This is a genomic window from Alcaligenes sp. GCM10023179, assembly GCF_042653705.1.
Classification (GTDB): Bacteria; Pseudomonadota; Gammaproteobacteria; order Burkholderiales; family Burkholderiaceae_B; genus Alcaligenes; species Alcaligenes phenolicus.
Window position 1 is genome coordinate 290,624 of record NZ_JBHSIQ010000006.1, and the last position, 16,222, is coordinate 306,845.

General features: G+C 56.5%; 13 protein-coding genes. 5 read left to right on the forward strand and 8 right to left on the reverse strand.

The window, feature by feature from the left end; genetic code table 11:
* The first annotated feature begins 2 nt into the window (after positions 1–2).
* A complete protein-coding gene (locus ACFPDR_RS18360) occupies positions 3–1,325 on the forward strand; it encodes a TRAP transporter large permease (protein WP_035268605.1) in 1,323 nt (440 codons plus the stop codon).
* Positions 1,326–2,120: 795 nt separating this feature from the next.
* On the opposite strand, the gene ACFPDR_RS18365 is transcribed toward ACFPDR_RS18360, so the two are convergent.
* The 3 genes from ACFPDR_RS18365 to ACFPDR_RS18375 are packed head-to-tail and all read right to left on the reverse strand — an operon-like array spanning position 2,121 to position 5,221.
* Positions 2,121–2,423, reverse strand: a complete 303-nt coding sequence (locus tag ACFPDR_RS18365) for a zinc ribbon domain-containing protein (protein WP_137431050.1) — start codon at positions 2,421–2,423, stop codon at positions 2,121–2,123.
* Positions 2,423–3,583 carry a thiolase family protein gene (locus ACFPDR_RS18370; protein WP_376911735.1) on the reverse strand — a complete coding sequence of 387 codons (1,161 nt, stop codon included), beginning with the start codon at positions 3,581–3,583 and terminating at the stop codon, positions 2,423–2,425. Before ACFPDR_RS18370 ends, ACFPDR_RS18365 begins: the two co-directional genes overlap by 1 nt.
* A gap of 21 nt (positions 3,584–3,604) precedes the next feature.
* A complete protein-coding gene (locus ACFPDR_RS18375; protein WP_376911736.1) occupies positions 3,605–5,221 on the reverse strand; it encodes an ATP-dependent acyl-CoA ligase in 1,617 nt (538 codons plus the stop codon).
* 357 nt (positions 5,222–5,578) lie between these two features.
* Between ACFPDR_RS18375 and ACFPDR_RS18380 the strand changes: the two genes are divergently transcribed.
* Entirely contained in the window at positions 5,579–6,535 is a 957-nt protein-coding gene (locus tag ACFPDR_RS18380; protein ID WP_026483815.1) for a Bug family tripartite tricarboxylate transporter substrate binding protein, read from the forward strand.
* A gap of 231 nt (positions 6,536–6,766) precedes the next feature.
* On the opposite strand, the gene ACFPDR_RS18385 is transcribed toward ACFPDR_RS18380, so the two are convergent.
* Complete coding sequence (locus ACFPDR_RS18385; protein WP_376911737.1) at positions 6,767–7,435, reverse strand: GntR family transcriptional regulator; 669 nt, start codon at positions 7,433–7,435, stop codon at positions 6,767–6,769.
* Positions 7,436–7,582: 147 nt separating this feature from the next.
* Here ACFPDR_RS18385 and ACFPDR_RS18390 point away from each other — a divergent pair, with 147 nt between their 5' ends.
* Both ACFPDR_RS18390 and ACFPDR_RS18395 read left to right on the forward strand, forming a co-directional pair.
* A complete protein-coding gene (locus ACFPDR_RS18390; protein ID WP_376911738.1) occupies positions 7,583–8,467 on the forward strand; it encodes a LysR family transcriptional regulator in 885 nt (294 codons plus the stop codon).
* Positions 8,468–8,573: 106 nt separating this feature from the next.
* Positions 8,574–9,821, forward strand: a complete 1,248-nt coding sequence (locus ACFPDR_RS18395; protein WP_376911739.1) for a D-amino acid dehydrogenase — start codon at positions 8,574–8,576, stop codon at positions 9,819–9,821.
* A 198-nt stretch (positions 9,822–10,019) separates the two neighbouring features.
* Here the strand turns inward: ACFPDR_RS18395 and ACFPDR_RS18400 are convergent, their stop codons facing one another.
* Positions 10,020–11,030: an acyltransferase gene (locus ACFPDR_RS18400; RefSeq protein WP_042484652.1), complete on the reverse strand. Its 1,011-nt coding sequence runs from the start codon at positions 11,028–11,030 to the stop codon at positions 10,020–10,022.
* A 278-nt stretch (positions 11,031–11,308) separates the two neighbouring features.
* On the opposite strand from ACFPDR_RS18400, the gene rmuC reads away from it, so the two are divergent.
* On the forward strand, positions 11,309–12,676 hold the full coding sequence (gene rmuC / locus ACFPDR_RS18405; protein WP_268378488.1) for a DNA recombination protein RmuC: 1,368 nt from the start codon (positions 11,309–11,311) through the stop codon (positions 12,674–12,676).
* Positions 12,677–12,786: 110 nt separating this feature from the next.
* On the opposite strand, the gene ACFPDR_RS18410 is transcribed toward rmuC, so the two are convergent.
* The 3 genes from ACFPDR_RS18410 to ACFPDR_RS18420 all read right to left on the reverse strand — a co-directional run bounded on the left by ACFPDR_RS18410 (position 12,787) and on the right by ACFPDR_RS18420 (position 16,076).
* Positions 12,787–13,071, reverse strand: a complete 285-nt coding sequence (locus ACFPDR_RS18410) for a HigA family addiction module antitoxin (protein WP_026483809.1) — start codon at positions 13,069–13,071, stop codon at positions 12,787–12,789.
* A gap of 9 nt (positions 13,072–13,080) precedes the next feature.
* On the reverse strand, positions 13,081–13,377 hold the full coding sequence (locus ACFPDR_RS18415) for a type II toxin-antitoxin system RelE/ParE family toxin (protein ID WP_035268575.1): 297 nt from the start codon (positions 13,375–13,377) through the stop codon (positions 13,081–13,083).
* Between the two features lie 134 nt (positions 13,378–13,511).
* On the reverse strand, positions 13,512–16,076 hold the full coding sequence (locus ACFPDR_RS18420) for an EAL domain-containing protein (RefSeq protein ID WP_321217648.1): 2,565 nt from the start codon (positions 16,074–16,076) through the stop codon (positions 13,512–13,514).
* Positions 16,077–16,222 lie beyond the last annotated feature (146 nt).

The window sequence follows — 16,222 nt, forward strand, 5'->3', positions numbered from 1 at the left end:
GCATGGAATGGCACATGGCCTTGATCCTGCTGCTGGGGTCACTTTTTCTCTTGATGGCCATCGGCACACCGGTGGTCTTTGCCTTCCTGTCCGTGAACTTGTTGGGCGCGTGGCTGTTTCTGGGTGAGGCGGCTGGTTTGGCCCAATGGGCGCGTAACACCACCGCCTCTATTGGCAGTTTTTCCTTAACTCCTATCCCATTATTCGTCCTGATGGGTGAGGTGCTGTTCCACACTGGATTGGCCTTCAAAGCCATCGACTCCATCGAACGCATGATCTCGCGCGTGCCGGGCAAACTGTCCATCGTCAGTATTCTGGGCGGTACGACCTTCGCTACCTTGTCGGGCTCGTCCATTGCCAACACCGCCATGATGGGCGGCGTGATGCTGCCAGAAATGCTGCGTCGCGGCTATCACCCCACCATGGCCATGGGCCCCATCATGGCAGTAGGCGGTATCGCCATGCTGATCCCACCTTCGGCTCTGGCCGTCATGCTGGGTAGCCTGGCTGGCATTTCCATCGAACGACTACTGATTGGCGGCATCCTGCCCGGCATGTTGATGGCAGCAGGCTTTCTGGCCTACGTGGTCGTGCGCAGCCGCCTGCGTCCGCAAGACGCCCCCATGAGCGACGAAGATCCAGCCACTCGCCTGAAAGGCTGGGCCTTGTGGAAACCCTTCGTGTTCAACGTCGTGCCATTGCTGGGTATCTTTATTGCGGTGGTTGGCTCGATGCTGGCCGGCTGGGCATCGCCCACTGAATCGGCCGCGATCGGCGTGGTGGCTTCGGTGATCGCCACCATCGCCTACCGTGCCCTGACCTTGAAAGCCTTGTGGAAAAGCCTGATCGAAACTGCCAAAGTCTCGGTTGTGATCCTGTTCATCCTGGCTGCGTCCACCACCTTCGCACAACTGCTGAGTTTCTCCGGTGCTAGCGCAGGCTTCCTGGGCATGATCAAGAACTACAACCTGTCGCCTTTCGAACTGGTTGTGTGCATGTTGCTGGTCCTGTTGGTCATCGGTACCGTGCTGGATCAAATCTCCATGATGATGATCGCTTTGCCCTTCTTCATGCCCTTGGCTCTGGCCGCTGGTGTGGATACCGTCTGGCTGGGTGTAATGATCCTGATCGCACTGGAAATTGGCTTGCTGACGCCACCGTTTGGCCTGTTGCTGATCGTGATGCAAAGCGTGGCACCCCCGTCCATCCGTTTGCCCCATATCTACCGAGCAGCCGTGCCCTTCCTGGTCATAGAAGTCGGCATCCTGGCCCTGGTCTTGTTCGTTCCCTGGATTGCCGTGGGCCTGCCAGGACTGATCGGCTAAGACAGAGCAGGCAGTCTGAAAGCGGGACAATAAGGATGTTGTCCCGCGAAGAAAGCCAGAGTCTGGAAAAGCTTTCCAAAACAAAAAAAACCTCAGTTCGGCAGATGCCAAACTGAGGTTTTTTTATGCTCGATAGCGTTGACAGTTTTTTGCCGCATATCTATGTGCAACAAAGTGATTTATGTGGGAGCGGCGCATAAGAACTTTAACGATCTTTCTGCCTGTTGCTGAGATCGATTTTGGAGGTGAGCAGGACGCAGGTTGTGTGCGTACCGACAGCGACTGTCTACTCCTATCTTTCCAAGTAATCCCTTTCATCAAGCAGCTCTACGATCAATCATTTCTACGATCAGCGATCCCGTTAAGAACACTAAGTCGAAGCATTCAAACCCCAATCAACAATCGTCCGATAAAAGATGCTGTGAGCTGATTGAGGGGCTGTCCGGGTGTTGGGGCGGATCAGGTGACTTGCCGCAGGCAGATAATTGCGCAGGGGTGCAAGCACCTTGCTGTTTGAGTCCGACGCTTGTGGTTTGTCCGGGGGACAAACCACCGGACGAGTTCAAGGTGCGCCCGTAGCGATTATCTGACCAGGGCACCGGCGCGCAGCGCCGGCAAGTTGCCAGCCCCGACACCCGGACAGCCCCTCAATCAGCGTCTTATAGTCACCTTCTTCATCGTCTCGAACAGTGGCTGACTCCAAGCCTTGAGTCATCCCGATCTCTACACGCTGGGCATCTAAACCCAACCCCATCCAATCGAGCCATTCCAAGGAAAGCAGTTGAGAAACTGCCTTTACTCTCGCACAGGATCAGCATAGATCCCGCCATCCCGCAAAGCCAAAGCGACCTTATCTCCCCGCTGTACTGCTTCATCCAGCACACGAGCAATCAACACCGGCCCTGCATCGCTGGTCACCGTTGCCAGCATATACACGCTTGGCTCCTCGCCAGAGATGGCACTACGCGTCAGTTCTGTGACCACACCAGACGCACACGTCTGCGCCTCAAACTCATCCCCATGACACTTCGGACACAAGAACCGCGCCGGAAACACCCGATGATCACACTGCACACAGCGAAATACAGAAGGACTCATCACAAGGCCTCCAAAACAAGAGCCGTTGAACACATGCCATAGCGATACTCCACCATGCCGTATCCCGTGACCAAACCGTAACGAGCCTGCGCCACCTGACGCTCCCCCGCCTGACCGCTCAACTGACGCATCACCTCCACCAGTCCATGCAGACTGCAAGCAGCCCCGGCCTGCCCAGCCGACAATTGCCCGCCAGAGGTATTCAAAGGCACACGTCCCGTTGCAATCGACTCGTGAATAAACTGCTTGGCGTTATCAGCCCGAAAGAAGCCCAAATCCTGCAATTGCGCCAGAACCATGACGGGGTAGTCATCATAAATACTGAGGACATTCATATCAGCCGGACTCAGCCCCGAATCCGCCCACAAAGCCGGAGCCAAAGCCGCCAAACCCGTGCTCAAGCCATCGCCTTGCTGATCATCAATATTATGAAAACTGCGTAAAGCCTTTACCGTAATCGCCGGCTGATTCTGCGCTGCCGGATGATCCGCGCGCGTCACTATCAAGGCATTGGCTCCATCCACCACCGGCACACAATCCAGTCGCGTCAAAGGATCCGCTACTTGAGGCGCATTCAAATAATCATTCAGACTCATGGGACTGCGATACGCAGCACCCGGATTCATGCTGGCCCATAGCCGCTGGTGCATCACCAGCGCTGCGTAGTCCTCTCGCTCCAAACCCAGCTTGCGCATTTGATTCGCCGTCAGCATGGCAAAGCGATGATTCGGACTGCCAGCCCCTAAAGGGCGCAAATGATCGTAGGTCGTCTGGTTGTAGTTCTCGACCAGTTGCTGGAAGTCCTTGGCCTGAAAATGATCCCCGGCCACAATCGCAATACAGCGGGCATCACCTGCCTGAACCGCGCGAATAGCGTGCTGCAGAATATTCAGACCACTGGCGCCGCCATTACTGTCATCCATGATCCAGCCTACCTTCAAGCCCAGCTTCCAGGCCAGATCAATAGCCCGATCGGGAGCGTGGGTGAACGAGGCTACCCCTAAACCGTCAATATCACTGGCCTTTACGCCGGCAGCCGCAATGGCCTGTTTGAAAGCCTGGGCCAGCAGCTCGGAGGTGCCAAGCTGACCACGCCGGGTGTAGGTGACCTCGGTTGCGCCCAGCAGGCGCACCGTGTCCAGATTGAAATTAGGCGTCATATTGAATTCCTGTGGCAGCCATCAGCGGCGAACCTGATAGCCTGCTTTTTCTCTATCCCAGGTGTCGGGACCAATGCCGCGATCACGCAGGGCAAACTTCTGAATCTTGCCATTTTCCGTGGTGGGCAAGACCTGGGCAAACTCAATAAAGCGCGGCACCGCAAAGTAGGGCAGACGGCGCTCGCAATGCTGCAGCAGCTCCTCGCAGCTGACCGTGCAATCCGGACGCAACACAATCATGGCCATGACCTCGTCTTCGGCCAGCTCGGACTTGGCGGCATAGACAGCAACCGTATGGACCGCAGGATGGCTGGCCAAAGCCTGCTCGACTTCGTAGGAGGAAATGTTCTCACCACGACGGCGAATCATGTCCTTCAGGCGGTCCACAAAGCGGTAGTAACCATCCGCATCGCGCACGACGCGGTCACCCGTGTGGAACCACAGGTTTTTCCAGGTTTCGACTGTCTTGTCCGGTTGACCGTAGTATCCCAGCGCGAAGGCGTAGGGTTCATCGGCGCGCAATAACAGCTCGCCCACTTCACCGTCTGGCAAGGGATTGTCGTGCTCATCCACGACCAGCGCCTCAAAGCCTTCAGAGACGCGGCCCATATAGCCATTGCGCTGTTCCTGAATGCCACGGCCCATCACATAGTTGGTCTCGGTAGAGCCAAAGCCATCCAGCAGATGCATGCGGCAGCGCTCCAGAAACTGGCTATGAAATTGCTCGGGAACACCGGGGCCTAATGCAATGCGCGTCCTGTGCAGCTTCTCTGCCGCCGTCTCAGGTTTGGACAGCAAGATAGGCACCATTGCGCCTAGCAGATAGGTAATCGTGGCGCCGGTTTCATACAGATTGTCGAAGAAACGGCTGGCCGAGAAACGCTTGTCCACCACCATGCAGGCGTCGCTGACCAGAGCCTGGAAAAACGTGTTCAAGGCATTGGTGTGGAACATGGGCAGGCAGGTGTACAGCACATCATCGGGCTTCATGCCCAGCTTGCTGGCAGTGTAAATGCCCCACCAGTAGAACTGGGCGTGCGGGCACTGAACGCCTTTGGAAGGGCCCGAGGTGCCGGAGGTGTACAGAATGGCCAGCGTATCGCCGGGGCCTATATCGGCAGGCTCGCAGTAATCGCCCAAAGCAGGCAGATCGCAGGTGCTCACCGCCAGTGTTTGTGCCGCTTCCTGGCCTTGAATCAACCAGGCTTGCTGGACGGCGGTAGCGCCAAGGTCCACATCGGCCAGCAGCGGCGTCAGATCCGTTTCCACTACCAGCAAACTGGCTTGGCTATTGCACAAGATGTGCTGCAACTGCGCCCCGCGCGAGGCCGTATTGATAGGCACCACAATCGCGCCCAGCCAGCCGCAACCCAGAACCATATCCAGGAATTCGTGGCGGTTGGTGCACAGCAAGGCAACACGGTCGCCACGTTTGATACCGGCGCGGCTCAATCGGCTGGCACTGGCAGCGGCCCTCTGCAAGGTTTGCTGGCCGGTGTAGTGAGTGTTGCGGTCTGAAAACAGCGGAGCATCACCCATGCGCTCTGCGCGCAGGCGCAACAGGGCGGGTACCGTGCGCTGCGTGGCAGGTATTGAAAACAGCGGCAATTCAGAAGCTGGAATGGAATGGGCGTGCATGATCAATCTGTCTCCCGGCCAACGCGCGATCAAGGCGGCAAGCCGATATGCATGGGTGAAATTACTAATATCCTGCAAACAGTATACTGCAATATATTATTTTGAAATTCCTGTCCTTCACCGGAAAAACCCGAAGTAGCAGAGCTCACCAGGCAGTGGTATTTCGCGCAAACCAGGGGCGGAGCAAGGACAGAAAAAGGAGGCGTTTTGCAGGCCAGGGAAGTACGGCCAGCAAGACGGTTGATCAGGTTTATGGACGACAGTCGATCAGCAAAAAGCAGGCCAGGCTCACGTGTTTGAGCCAATGTGCTTCACAATGACTTTGAATAAGCCCACAGGGGCAACGGGGATAGAACAATGAAGGTATGGCTTAAGTTGGCAACGTGTTGTGCGCTGATGTTGGGTGCACAGGCCCATGCTCAAAACAAGAATGTGACGCTGGTTGTGCCTTACCCACCGGGCGGTGCGGCTGACCAGTTGGCGCGTGTGATTTCCCAGGAAATGGGCACGCGTTTTGATCAGAAAGTCATCGTGGAAAACCGCCCTGGTGCGGGTGCCCAGGTTGCCATGAACGTAGTGAAAAACGCCAACCCCAGCTCTTTGGGTACGGTGCTGTTCCTGGCCGATAGCGGTGCTTACTCTCTGAACCGCCACCTGTACCAGCGTCTGAATTACGACGTAGCTACCGACCTGATCCCCATGACGCTGGCTGCCAAGGCACCTGTGTTCCTGCTGGTCAATAAAGACAGCCCCTTCAAGACCGTTCAGGATCTGGTGGCTGCAGGGCAGAAGCAGGAGCTGACATACGGTTCGCCCGGTATGGGTACCGGCACTCACCTTTTGGGCGAGATGCTGCGTAAAGAAACCGGCGCTCGTCTGGTGCACGTGCCTTACAAGGGCGCAGGCCCAGCGTTGATTGATGCCGTCAGCGGCCAGATCGACTTTATTTTTGACGTGCTGACGGGCAGCCGTGGCTTCCTGGAAGATGGCCGCCTGCGCGCGATTGCCGCAGCGACAACGGAGCGCAGCCCTCTGCGTCCAGATGTGCCTACCATTGCCGAAGCCGGTATCCCCAATGTGGCATTCACCATCTGGTGGGGTATTTCGGCCAAAGCTGGTACGCCTGATGAAGACGTAGCCCGCCTGACCGAGCAACTGACGGCTGTCCTGAAAGAGGATGCAGTGGTCAAGAAATTCGTGGACTTCGGCATCCAGATCGAGCCTTCCACGCCCAAAGAGTTTGCTGACCTGATCGAGCACGATGCTCAAGCCATGGGACCAACCATCAAGGCCCTGGAAATCACGCTGGACTAAGACGTGATGGCTTGAAGAAAAAAGGCGCTACGGCGCCTTTTTTTGTTGTGTGTGGGCTGTCCGGAACCATGAAGGGACACTGTCTTCAACACACAAGACAGTTGCTTGGGCTGAAGGGCTAAACCTTGTCTATGGGTTACAGCCGGGGCTTTGTATTGCCGGTGATTGAGCAGGAAGCATAGACGGCGGCAATCACCGCCTGCCTTGCAGCTTCCTGCTGACGCCAAGCCCTTAAGCCAGCAGCTCCGCCTGTTTGAGGCAGTAAGCCGAGCAGCAAATGACCAGATTTTCCATAATCAGATGAGCCGCCTGTTCTTCCTGACGCTCGCTGAAGGCCCGACAAATCGCCTTGGCTCGCTGCATGGTTTCCAGACGGAATTGAGGGTCTTGCAGGCAGGCAATCCGGGCCTGATCAGCCTGATCATGCAGACGCGCCATCGTATCGACCAGTTGTTTGTTGGGCACCATGCTGATCCAAGCGCTGCGGAACGCCCAGTTGGCCTGAATGTTGTCGATAGGGTCGCCCTGCTGATGCGTGGCTTCAATGCGGCTCAGGGCCTGTTCCATGGCCAGCATGCCCACTCTGCTTTGATTCATGCAGGCCAGCTTGGCGGCTGGTGGCTCCAGTAGCAGGCGCACCGAGAAAATATCTTCAATATCCTGAGCGGTGTAGACCCGCAGCACAAAGCCACGCGACGTCCCTTCCAGCACCCCTTCGTTTTTCAGTTGCAGCAAGGCTTCACGCACCGGCATGCGCGAGACATTCAGGCTGGCGGCAATTTCGTTATCCACCAGCCGCACATCAAAGCCGATTTTGCCCAGGGCAATGTCCTGGCGCAGCATGCCGTAGACTTGTTCACGGATATTGGGTTCGCGTTTTTTATAAGGATTGGCAGCCATAAGCTCGCCCGGCGCCTGGCGCACGGCAAAAGACTCAAAGGGCTATAGGATACCAAGTAAGCCCAGGGGGCTGACGCGTTTTATGTCAGGCCAAGTTGCAGGATAATAAGTCGTTTTCAGACCAGCACGTAGCAGGAGGGCCAGTCGATGCGGTGGCGGCATGTAGAAATTTTTGATGCGATTTGCCGTGGCGGCTCTTTGACGCAGGCGGCGCAGTTGCTGCATATCTCTCAGCCTGCGGCCAGCAAAATGCTGGCAACCGCAGAAATGCAGCTGGGCTTTCGCTTGTTTGACCGTGTGCGTGGCCGCCTGATCCCCACGCGTGAGGCCAGTATTCTGGCTCCCTACGTTGCGCGTCTGCATCAGAACCTGGATGACGTCAGCCGACTGGCGCGTAATCTGCGCTCTCACCATGAAGGCTTGTGGCGTATTGGCAGCAGCCCGGCGTTTGGTCTGGAGCTATTGCCGGTGGCCTTGAGCCGTTGTCGTCAGGCTCATCCGGCCATGAGTTTCGAGCTGCGCACCCATCACAGCGGGGAGCTCTTGCAAGCTCTGGAAACGCGCGACCTGGATATGGTGATGAGCTTTGATCAGGGCGAATCTTCCGGAGTGCAACAGCAGGTGCTGGCTCATACCGAACTGGTGCACGTCACCTTGCCGGGCGTTGCGCCTTTGCGTCATTGGGGGGAGATGGCCGAGCGTGCTTTCATCGCTTTGGACGCTGACGATCCTGTCGGTGCGATGGTGGAAGATCTGCTGCAAAGCTATGTCCCCGATGTTGCGCCCTTCATGCGCGTGCAGACTCATTACGTGGCTTGTGGCCTGGTTTTACAACAGGTGGGCGAGGCCCTGGTGGATCTGGTTACGGCCCGTGCCATGCAGGGCCGAGGCCTTGCCATACACCGCCTGCCCGAGCCTTTGCCAATTCCAGTCAGCATTTTGACGGCTCACGACGATGCCGGTTCTGGCTCGCGTGAACGTGTGTTGGACCACATCCGGCAGGCTCTGCTGGACTGCCGTTTTCCGGATTGAGTAGAACGCTGATTCCATAACCCAGGGTTATGGAGTGCGCCAACTATTCATTGGCGCTCTGCAGCGACCCCCAAGACAATAGAGGCCAGTTATTGGGGGTATTTCCATGCATGTATGTATTATCGGCGCCGGTGTCATTGGAATGAGCACCGCGTTCATGTTGCGCCAGAAAGGGGTGAAGGTCACGGTACTGGAAGCCGGTTCGCAAGTAGCCGGACAGACCAGCTTTGCCAACGGCGGACAACTGAGCTACAGCTATGTGGCCCCCCTGGCCGATCCCGGTGTGTTCAAGGATTTGCCACGCTGGTTATTGAATAAAGACTCGCCCCTGCGCTTCAAGCCTGCGTTGAGCCCGCAGCAGTGGCGCTGGCTGCTGCATTTTCTGAAAGCCTGCCGAGGCGATGTGGTGCGCCGTACTACCGCGCAGATGCTGACCTTGTCCTATCTGAGCCGCGATATCCTGCACGACTGGCAAGAGCGCTTCAATCTGGAGTTTGCCCATCAAAATAATGGCAAATTGATTGTGTTCCGCAGTCCCGGCCCGTTCCAGCATGCGCGTGAACAGGCGCAATTGCAGGCGGATATGGGATCGTCACAACAAGTGCTGGAAGCAGCCCAAGTGCTGGAGCTGGAACCTTCTTTGCAGGCGTTGGGCTCGCGCTTGCAGGGGGCGATATACACACCTAGCGAAGAAGCGGGCGATGCTTATCTGTTTTCCGTGGCCTTGCATGAGCGCATGCAAAACGATAGCGACTACCAGTTGAAGTTGAACACGCCGGTGCAGCGCTTCGTGATGGAAGGGCGTGATATTCGTGCGGTGCAAACCGCTGAAGGCGAGATACAGGCGGATCAGTTTGTTGTGGCCAGCGGTATGGGCACGGTGCCTTTGCTGCGTCAGCTGGGTGGCCGTCCCCTGATCTACCCCTTGCAGGGTTATAGCTTGAGCCTACCTCTGGAAGGCTTGAATCAGGCCGTGCCGGCTATCAGCGTGACCGACTACGAACAGCGCATTGTGTACGCCCGTCTGGGTGAAGTGCTGCGTATGGCAGCGATGGTAGATATTGGTTTTGATGGCCTGGATATTCCCGCTGCCCGTATGGCAACTTTGAAGCAACAGGTGAAGGATCTATTCCCTGGACTGCCGCTGGAGCAGGCGCAGACCTGGGCCGGTTTGCGCCCTGCTACGCCTTCGGGCAAGCCCGTTGTGGGGGCCAGCAAGCTGGCCGGTCGCTTGTGGGTGAATGCAGGCCACGGCGCATTGGGCTTCACCTTGGCTTGCGGCTGCGCGGCGATTCTGGCGGCTCACCTGACAGGCGAGGCTTCGCCTATTGATGATGCTCCATTTCGTCCTTAGACCTTGAAGCGGATGATGGGTACGTGGCAATCAATTGTCCGTGGCCGGTCATGGGTTTACGGTAGCAGGGCGTGGTATTGAACGTTTGGCGCTGGGTAATTGGCCGCTAGTACTCAGTAGCGATGATTGCGTACCAGTAGATGGAGATGGGCAAGTTTTCCCTTGGAAGCTTGCCCATTTTTTTTGACGTATTTGTTTTTAGACGGTTGCCCGCAAAACCGGCGTCGCTTTGAAGCCCGCCGTCAGCAACAGGGATAGCCCATAAATAGCTACCGCCAGCACCGGAATCGACCACAGCGCATTGAAATCCAGTGCCGTGAACAGGTAGCGGTACATCAGGTCGATCAGCCAGGGGTGGATCAAATACACCCCCAAGGTCAGCTCCGCCAGATGGGCACTGATACGCGAGTTGATCAAAGGCTGATCCCAGTCACGCAGCAGCAGAATCAGTGCGATGGACATGGGGATGACGGTGATGCTCAGGTAATCATAAAAGTACGCACCCGTTTGTCTATCGTGCGTGATAGCCAGTGCATAAAAGCCCCAGGCCGTTGCCACGATACTGCCCAGCAGCACCGTGATAGTCAGCCAGCGGGGCACATTCACCGGCACTTTGCGCAGCAGGTAACCGAGCAGGAAATAGGGCAGATAGGACAGGAACCAGGTAAAGAAGGGCGCAGAGTGAGTGTTCAAATCCGGATTACTGAGGGTGCTAAGGGCGGACAGCACAAACGCCGCTCCGGTCAGCGCAGCCAGCTGCTTCAAGTTGGTGTTCTGAACCATGCGACGCAAAAAGGGCGTGAACAGGTACAGGAACACAATCATGTACAGAAACCAGAGATGGAAATAAGGCCGACCCTGTAGCAGCCGCTCCAGATAGGGATAGGGGTCCGCGTCCGGCGTCCACCAATGCTGCTTGAAGGCCGTCCAGCCCAGATAGAAAGCGGTCCAGAACAGCAGCGGCAGCAAGACTCGCGATGCTCGCTTCCGATAAAACAGCTTCATGCCTTCCTGGGGACGAGGCTCCAGCAAGAGCGCACCGCTGACCATGACGAAGACAGGCACACACCAGCGGGTGGCGGCATCGTAGAGATTGCCACTCCACCAGTTGGCGGTGCCCAACTCGGCATTCAGGACGGCGTAGGCGGCGATATGCAGGCAGACGACAGAGAAAATCGCCACGATCCGTGCATTGCTGATCCAGTTCATGACAAGACATAAAAATCAGAGACCTCCCCATCCTAACGAGCAGACGTTTCTGATTTGTCCCCCAAATACGGGATTTAGCGTCCAGTTTTATCTGGATGTGACTGCATGGCTGCAGGTTTTCTGTGGATGCAGGCTGGATGAAAACATCCCGCTCTCTTTCGAAGAAGACTGAAAAAGGGTGTATAAATTACCAGCGTTATACGGTTAAATAGCAGGCTTAGCCAGACAGACCCGCCAGGGCATTCCTGAGCGAGCGGTGCTGGGCAGGAGTACGGTAGATGGAGCTGGATTTGAGGGGCTTGGATGTGCTGATTGCCCTGGTCGCCTTGGCGCTGGGTTTGCTGATCGGGCTGTGGCTGCGGGCGCGCATGAGTGCGCCTATCGAGCAGGCACTGGAAGATCGCTGCACGCGTCTGGAACAAGATCTGGCCCATGCTCAGGAGCAGACTCAGGATGCGCAGGATAGGGCAGTGGAGCTGGACAAAGAGCTGATACGCCGCGATGCCCAGTTGCAGGCTCAGGAGATGCGCAATCAGGCCATACAAGAGGACCTGGAGCATAGCCGCGAGCAGATGCGTTTGCAGTTCGAGTCTTTGGCCCAGCAGATTCTGGAGGCTAAAGGACAGACCCTGCGTCAGGATAGTCAGCGCACTTTGGATGAAATGCTGCGACCATTCCGGGAGCAATTGGCAGGCTTCCAGTTGCGTGTGAATCAAGTGCACGATGAATCTGTCAAAGGCCAGACTGCCTTGAGTCTGGAACTGCAGCGCATGCAGGAAATGGGCCTGCGCATGAGTGCCGAGGCTCACTCCCTGGCGGTGGCGCTGAAGGGCGACAAAAAGACTACTGGCAACTGGGGTGAAACTCAGCTGGAAAAAACGCTGGAAGTGGCCGGTTTGGTACGAGGTGTCCACTTCGACACACAATGGCAGGCCCGCGACGAGCAAGGCCGCTTGCGATACCCCGACTTCGTCGTGCACCTGCCGCAGGACAAGCATCTGGTGCTTGATTGCAAAGTATCCCTGGTGGATTACGACCGCGCTATCCGCGCTGAGACTGACGAGGAACGCCAACAAAGCCTGCAAGCGCATGTGCAAGCGCTACGCAATCATATTGATGATCTGGCCTCCAAGGATTACAGCGCCTTGGCAGGCTTGAACAGCCCCGGCTTCGTGTTCATGTACGTGCCCATTGAAGCGGCCTATATGCAGGCTTTGCAGCATCATCATGGCCTGTTTGACTACGGCCTGGGCAAGAACGTCCTGATGGTCTCGCACACAACCTTGCTGCCTATTTTGCGTACCGTAGCCAATATCTGGATGATGGTGCGCAGCAACGAGCAAGCCCATGAATTAAGTCAGCGCGCAGGTGATATCTACAACCAGGTATCCATCCTGGCCGAGCGCCTGAAAAAGCTGGGCGAAACCCTGGGGCAGGCGGGCAAACACTACAACAGCACGGTGACTGCACTGGCCGGCCAGCAAGGCTTGTACGGCAAAGTCAGCCGCTTTGCCGAGCTATCGGCCAGGGCTAAACGCACTCAACCTGGCATTGAGCCCTTGCATACGGATATAGAGCACGAACGTCTGGATTGGGTCTTGCCGGAAGAGGCAGAGCCAGTTCAGGACAAAGAGCCAGATACCTAATCTGGAGCAGGCTTGAGGATATAGGGTAGATTGCAGGCCGAAAAAGCACATGGCGTCCGAGTACGCCGTGTAGCTCACATCGATTTATTGTTTATTCCGCGCGTCGTCGCTCAGGCATGAGCAGGTCCATGAAAGGACACGACTTTGGGCCTTGGCTTTTGCTCTGCCTGCCAAAGATCGTAGTGGGACTGCATGTTGATCCACATTTCGGCACTGGTTCCAAGGGCGTCGCGCAGGCGTAAGGCCATGTCTGCCGAAATACCGGCAGAACCATTGAGAATGCGCGATAAGGCTGCACGCGTTACGCCAAGGCGGGATGCCGCCTCAGTGACACTGAGTTCGCCCAAGTATTCCCGCAAGACTGGGCCGGGGTGGGATGGGTTGTGCATACGCATAATGTTTTCCTAGTGATAGTCCTGGTAGTCCACCAAAACAGCGTCTTCGCCTTCAAAGTAAAAGGTTAGACGCCAGTTTCCGCTAACCGATATTGTGTAGTGATCTTGTACAGATTGGCCTTTGGGGTTTTTGCCAGATAACTTGTGGAGCTTCCATCCGGGGGCGTTCATATCTTCCGCTTGAGTAGCAGAGTGCAGGGCCGTTAACTGAATCTGAAGGCGAACAGCATGCTTGGCTTGAATGCCGGATTTGGAGCCGGTTTCAAAGTAAGCCTGAAGACCCTTGTGTCGGAAGCTCTTAATCATTTGTATAGTGTATATGATCGCTATACGATATGCAAATATTGACGTTATTCTTGGCCTATTTGCTGTTTCGCCTGGGGTTGAGTTTTTGAACTGGCTGAAGGGCGTTGAGGCTGGTTTAGTGCGGTCGATGGCTTTTATGGTTGAGCGCCATCATCCTGCTCAATAAGCTCCAGCCACTGCTCCACCAACTGCGGTGCGCTGAACAGATAGCCTTGCAATGCATGGCAGCCGCGACGCAGCAGAAATTCTTTTTGCTGCTCGTTTTCCACACCCTCGGCCACGACATGCAGGCCTAGCTGTCTTGCCATCGCCAGAACGGTGCGCACAATGGCGTTGGCTTCCTGTTCCATGGGTACGCCCAGAATCAGGCTGCGGTCCATTTTCAGCTCGTACAGAGGCAGGCGGCGGATGGCGGCCAGGTTAGAGTAGCCTGTGCCAAAGTCGTCCATGGAAAAGCGGATGCCCAGGTCTTTCAGCTCTCGCATCATGCTGTTGGCAGAGGCAAAGTCCTCCATCAGCACGCCTTCGGTAATTTCAAAGATCAGGCGGTGGGCGGGAGCGCCGCTGCTCTCCAGGATCTGGCGTGTACGGCGGGCAAAGTCGGGTCGACGGAACTGAATCGGGCTGACGTTGATGGAAATGGGGAAGCTGCATTCCTGGGTCTGTAGCAGCAGATCACAGACGGATGCCATGATCCAGTCGCCCAAGGGGGTGATCAAGTCCGTGCTTTCGGCCAGCGGAATAAAAAGGTTGGGTGTCAGCATGCCGCGTGTCGGGTGCAGCCAGCGCAGCAGCACTTCGGCTCCGCTGATGCGGTTTTGCTTGTCGTACTGGGATTGGACAAACAGGCGCAACTGATCCGAACCAATGGCAAATCGCAGGTCGTGCTGTAGGCTCAGGTGTTCTTCAAGCGCCTCTTGCATGCCAGGTTCGTACAAGGTGATCTGGTTGCGGCCATTCTCCTTGGAGCGATACATGGCGGTGTCGGCCTGACGCATCAGGTCCTCAGAGGTCAGGGTGCTGTCGGTGATCAGGGCCAGGCCGATACTGCTGCTACTCAGGTAGGAGTGGCCTTCGATGCTGTAGGGCTCTTCCAGACGGGTGCGTACCAGTTCGGCAAACTCCAGGGCCTCCTTGTAGCAGTCACGCACAGTGCCGGGATGCAGGATTTTCAGGATGACGAATTCGTCTCCGCCCAGGCGGGCCACGATGTCCTGGGGATCAATCATCAAGGACAGACGGCGCGCGACTTTGCGCAGCAAGGCATCGCCAATCGCGTGTCCTCGTGCATCGTTAATGTGCTTGAAGCGGTCCAGATCCAGGAAGTACAGCGCACCGGGTCGTTTGTACGGTTCTATGGTCTGCAGGTGACGTTCCAGACGCTGCAGCAGCAGGCGGCGGTTGGGCAGCTCGGTGAGCGGGTCATAGAAAGCCAGCCGGTAGTTCTCTGACTGCGTGGCTTTCAGGGCCGAGATATTCGTGGAGATACAGTACAGACTGGTCTGCCGGGTCTCGGGGTCTTTGACCGGCATTTTGATGGAAAAGAATGTCGCGCGTATATCGCCTTTCCGGTCGCGTACCACTTCTTCCACGGCCAGGCGTTCACCGCTGTACAGCACCTGCTCGTCGTTATGGCGAAACTCGTTAATAGTCTGCTTGTTAGCGTACAAATCCTGGTCGGTTTTGCCCACAATGCTGACGGTCGTGTAGTTCAGGTCTTCGCACAGCTTGCGGTTGGCGTACTGATAACGAAACTGATCGTCCTTGATGTAAACGTACGCATCAATCGCATCCAGTACCGTATGCAGATGGTGTTCGGTACGGACCAGTTTCTTGCGCTGACGACGCAGGCCAATGCGCATCAGGGTGACGGTCAGCAGGGCAATGGTCAGCAAGACACCCAGTGTCAGCAAGGCGGGGATAATCCAGGGCTTGGTCGGTTTCTCGATCAGGCGCAGGCCCCATTGGTTCAGTGTTTCTGTGTAAAACGGGTCGTTGTTGTCTTGCCATTGCTTGATGTGGGTATCAATGGCGGCCAGCAGGTCCAGGTGGCGGTCCTTGGCCGTGACAAAGTAGGTATTGGTCGGCTCCAGCCTGATGGGGGCGGTTTTCAGGCCGTGCTCGCCCGCGTGACGCACCCCAAACAAATGGCCGACTACGGCCGCGTCGGCCTGTTTGCTTTGGACCAGTTTCAGGGCGTTGTATTGGGAATCAGTAATGACCAGCTTGGAACCCAGCTCCAGTTTCTGCAAAATATTGTAGAGCTGGGTTAGTTGCAGAGTTCCGCTCATGACAGCAATGCGCTTGCCATTCAAGTCGTTCAGTGCACCGATATGGGTGGTTTTACCCGTGAAGATCTGAGACCAGTCCTCCAGCACGGCGCGACTGTGAAAGCTGTACAGGGCGGCGCGCTCAGGGGAATAAGCCAGGCCGGGCACAATATCCAGCAAGTCATTTTGCAGGGCATTCAAGCATTGCTGCCAGTCGCATTGCACGGCTTCCAGAGTCCAGCCTTCACGCTTGGCAATCTCCAGCAGGAGTTCGCCCATGATGCCGCCGGGCCTGGCTTGGCTGTCCAGCAGCAGTTTGGGTGGGTTTTCGTAAATACCCACGCGCACAATATGCTGCTGGGAATGCGGTGCAGCATGGGCGGCGGGGGCGACGAACCCCAGAGCGGCCAGCATGCCTAGCACGTACATTGCCCTGCGCAGCGATAGAGTAAAAAGGCGGGGCAAATTCATAGGGTAGAGGCTGCACAAAGCAGGTAAGCGGGGGCGGGTGCGGTCATGCAACAATGATGCGACTAATTTAACTGAATATTGAGATGCGGGGCGGATGCTGCCAC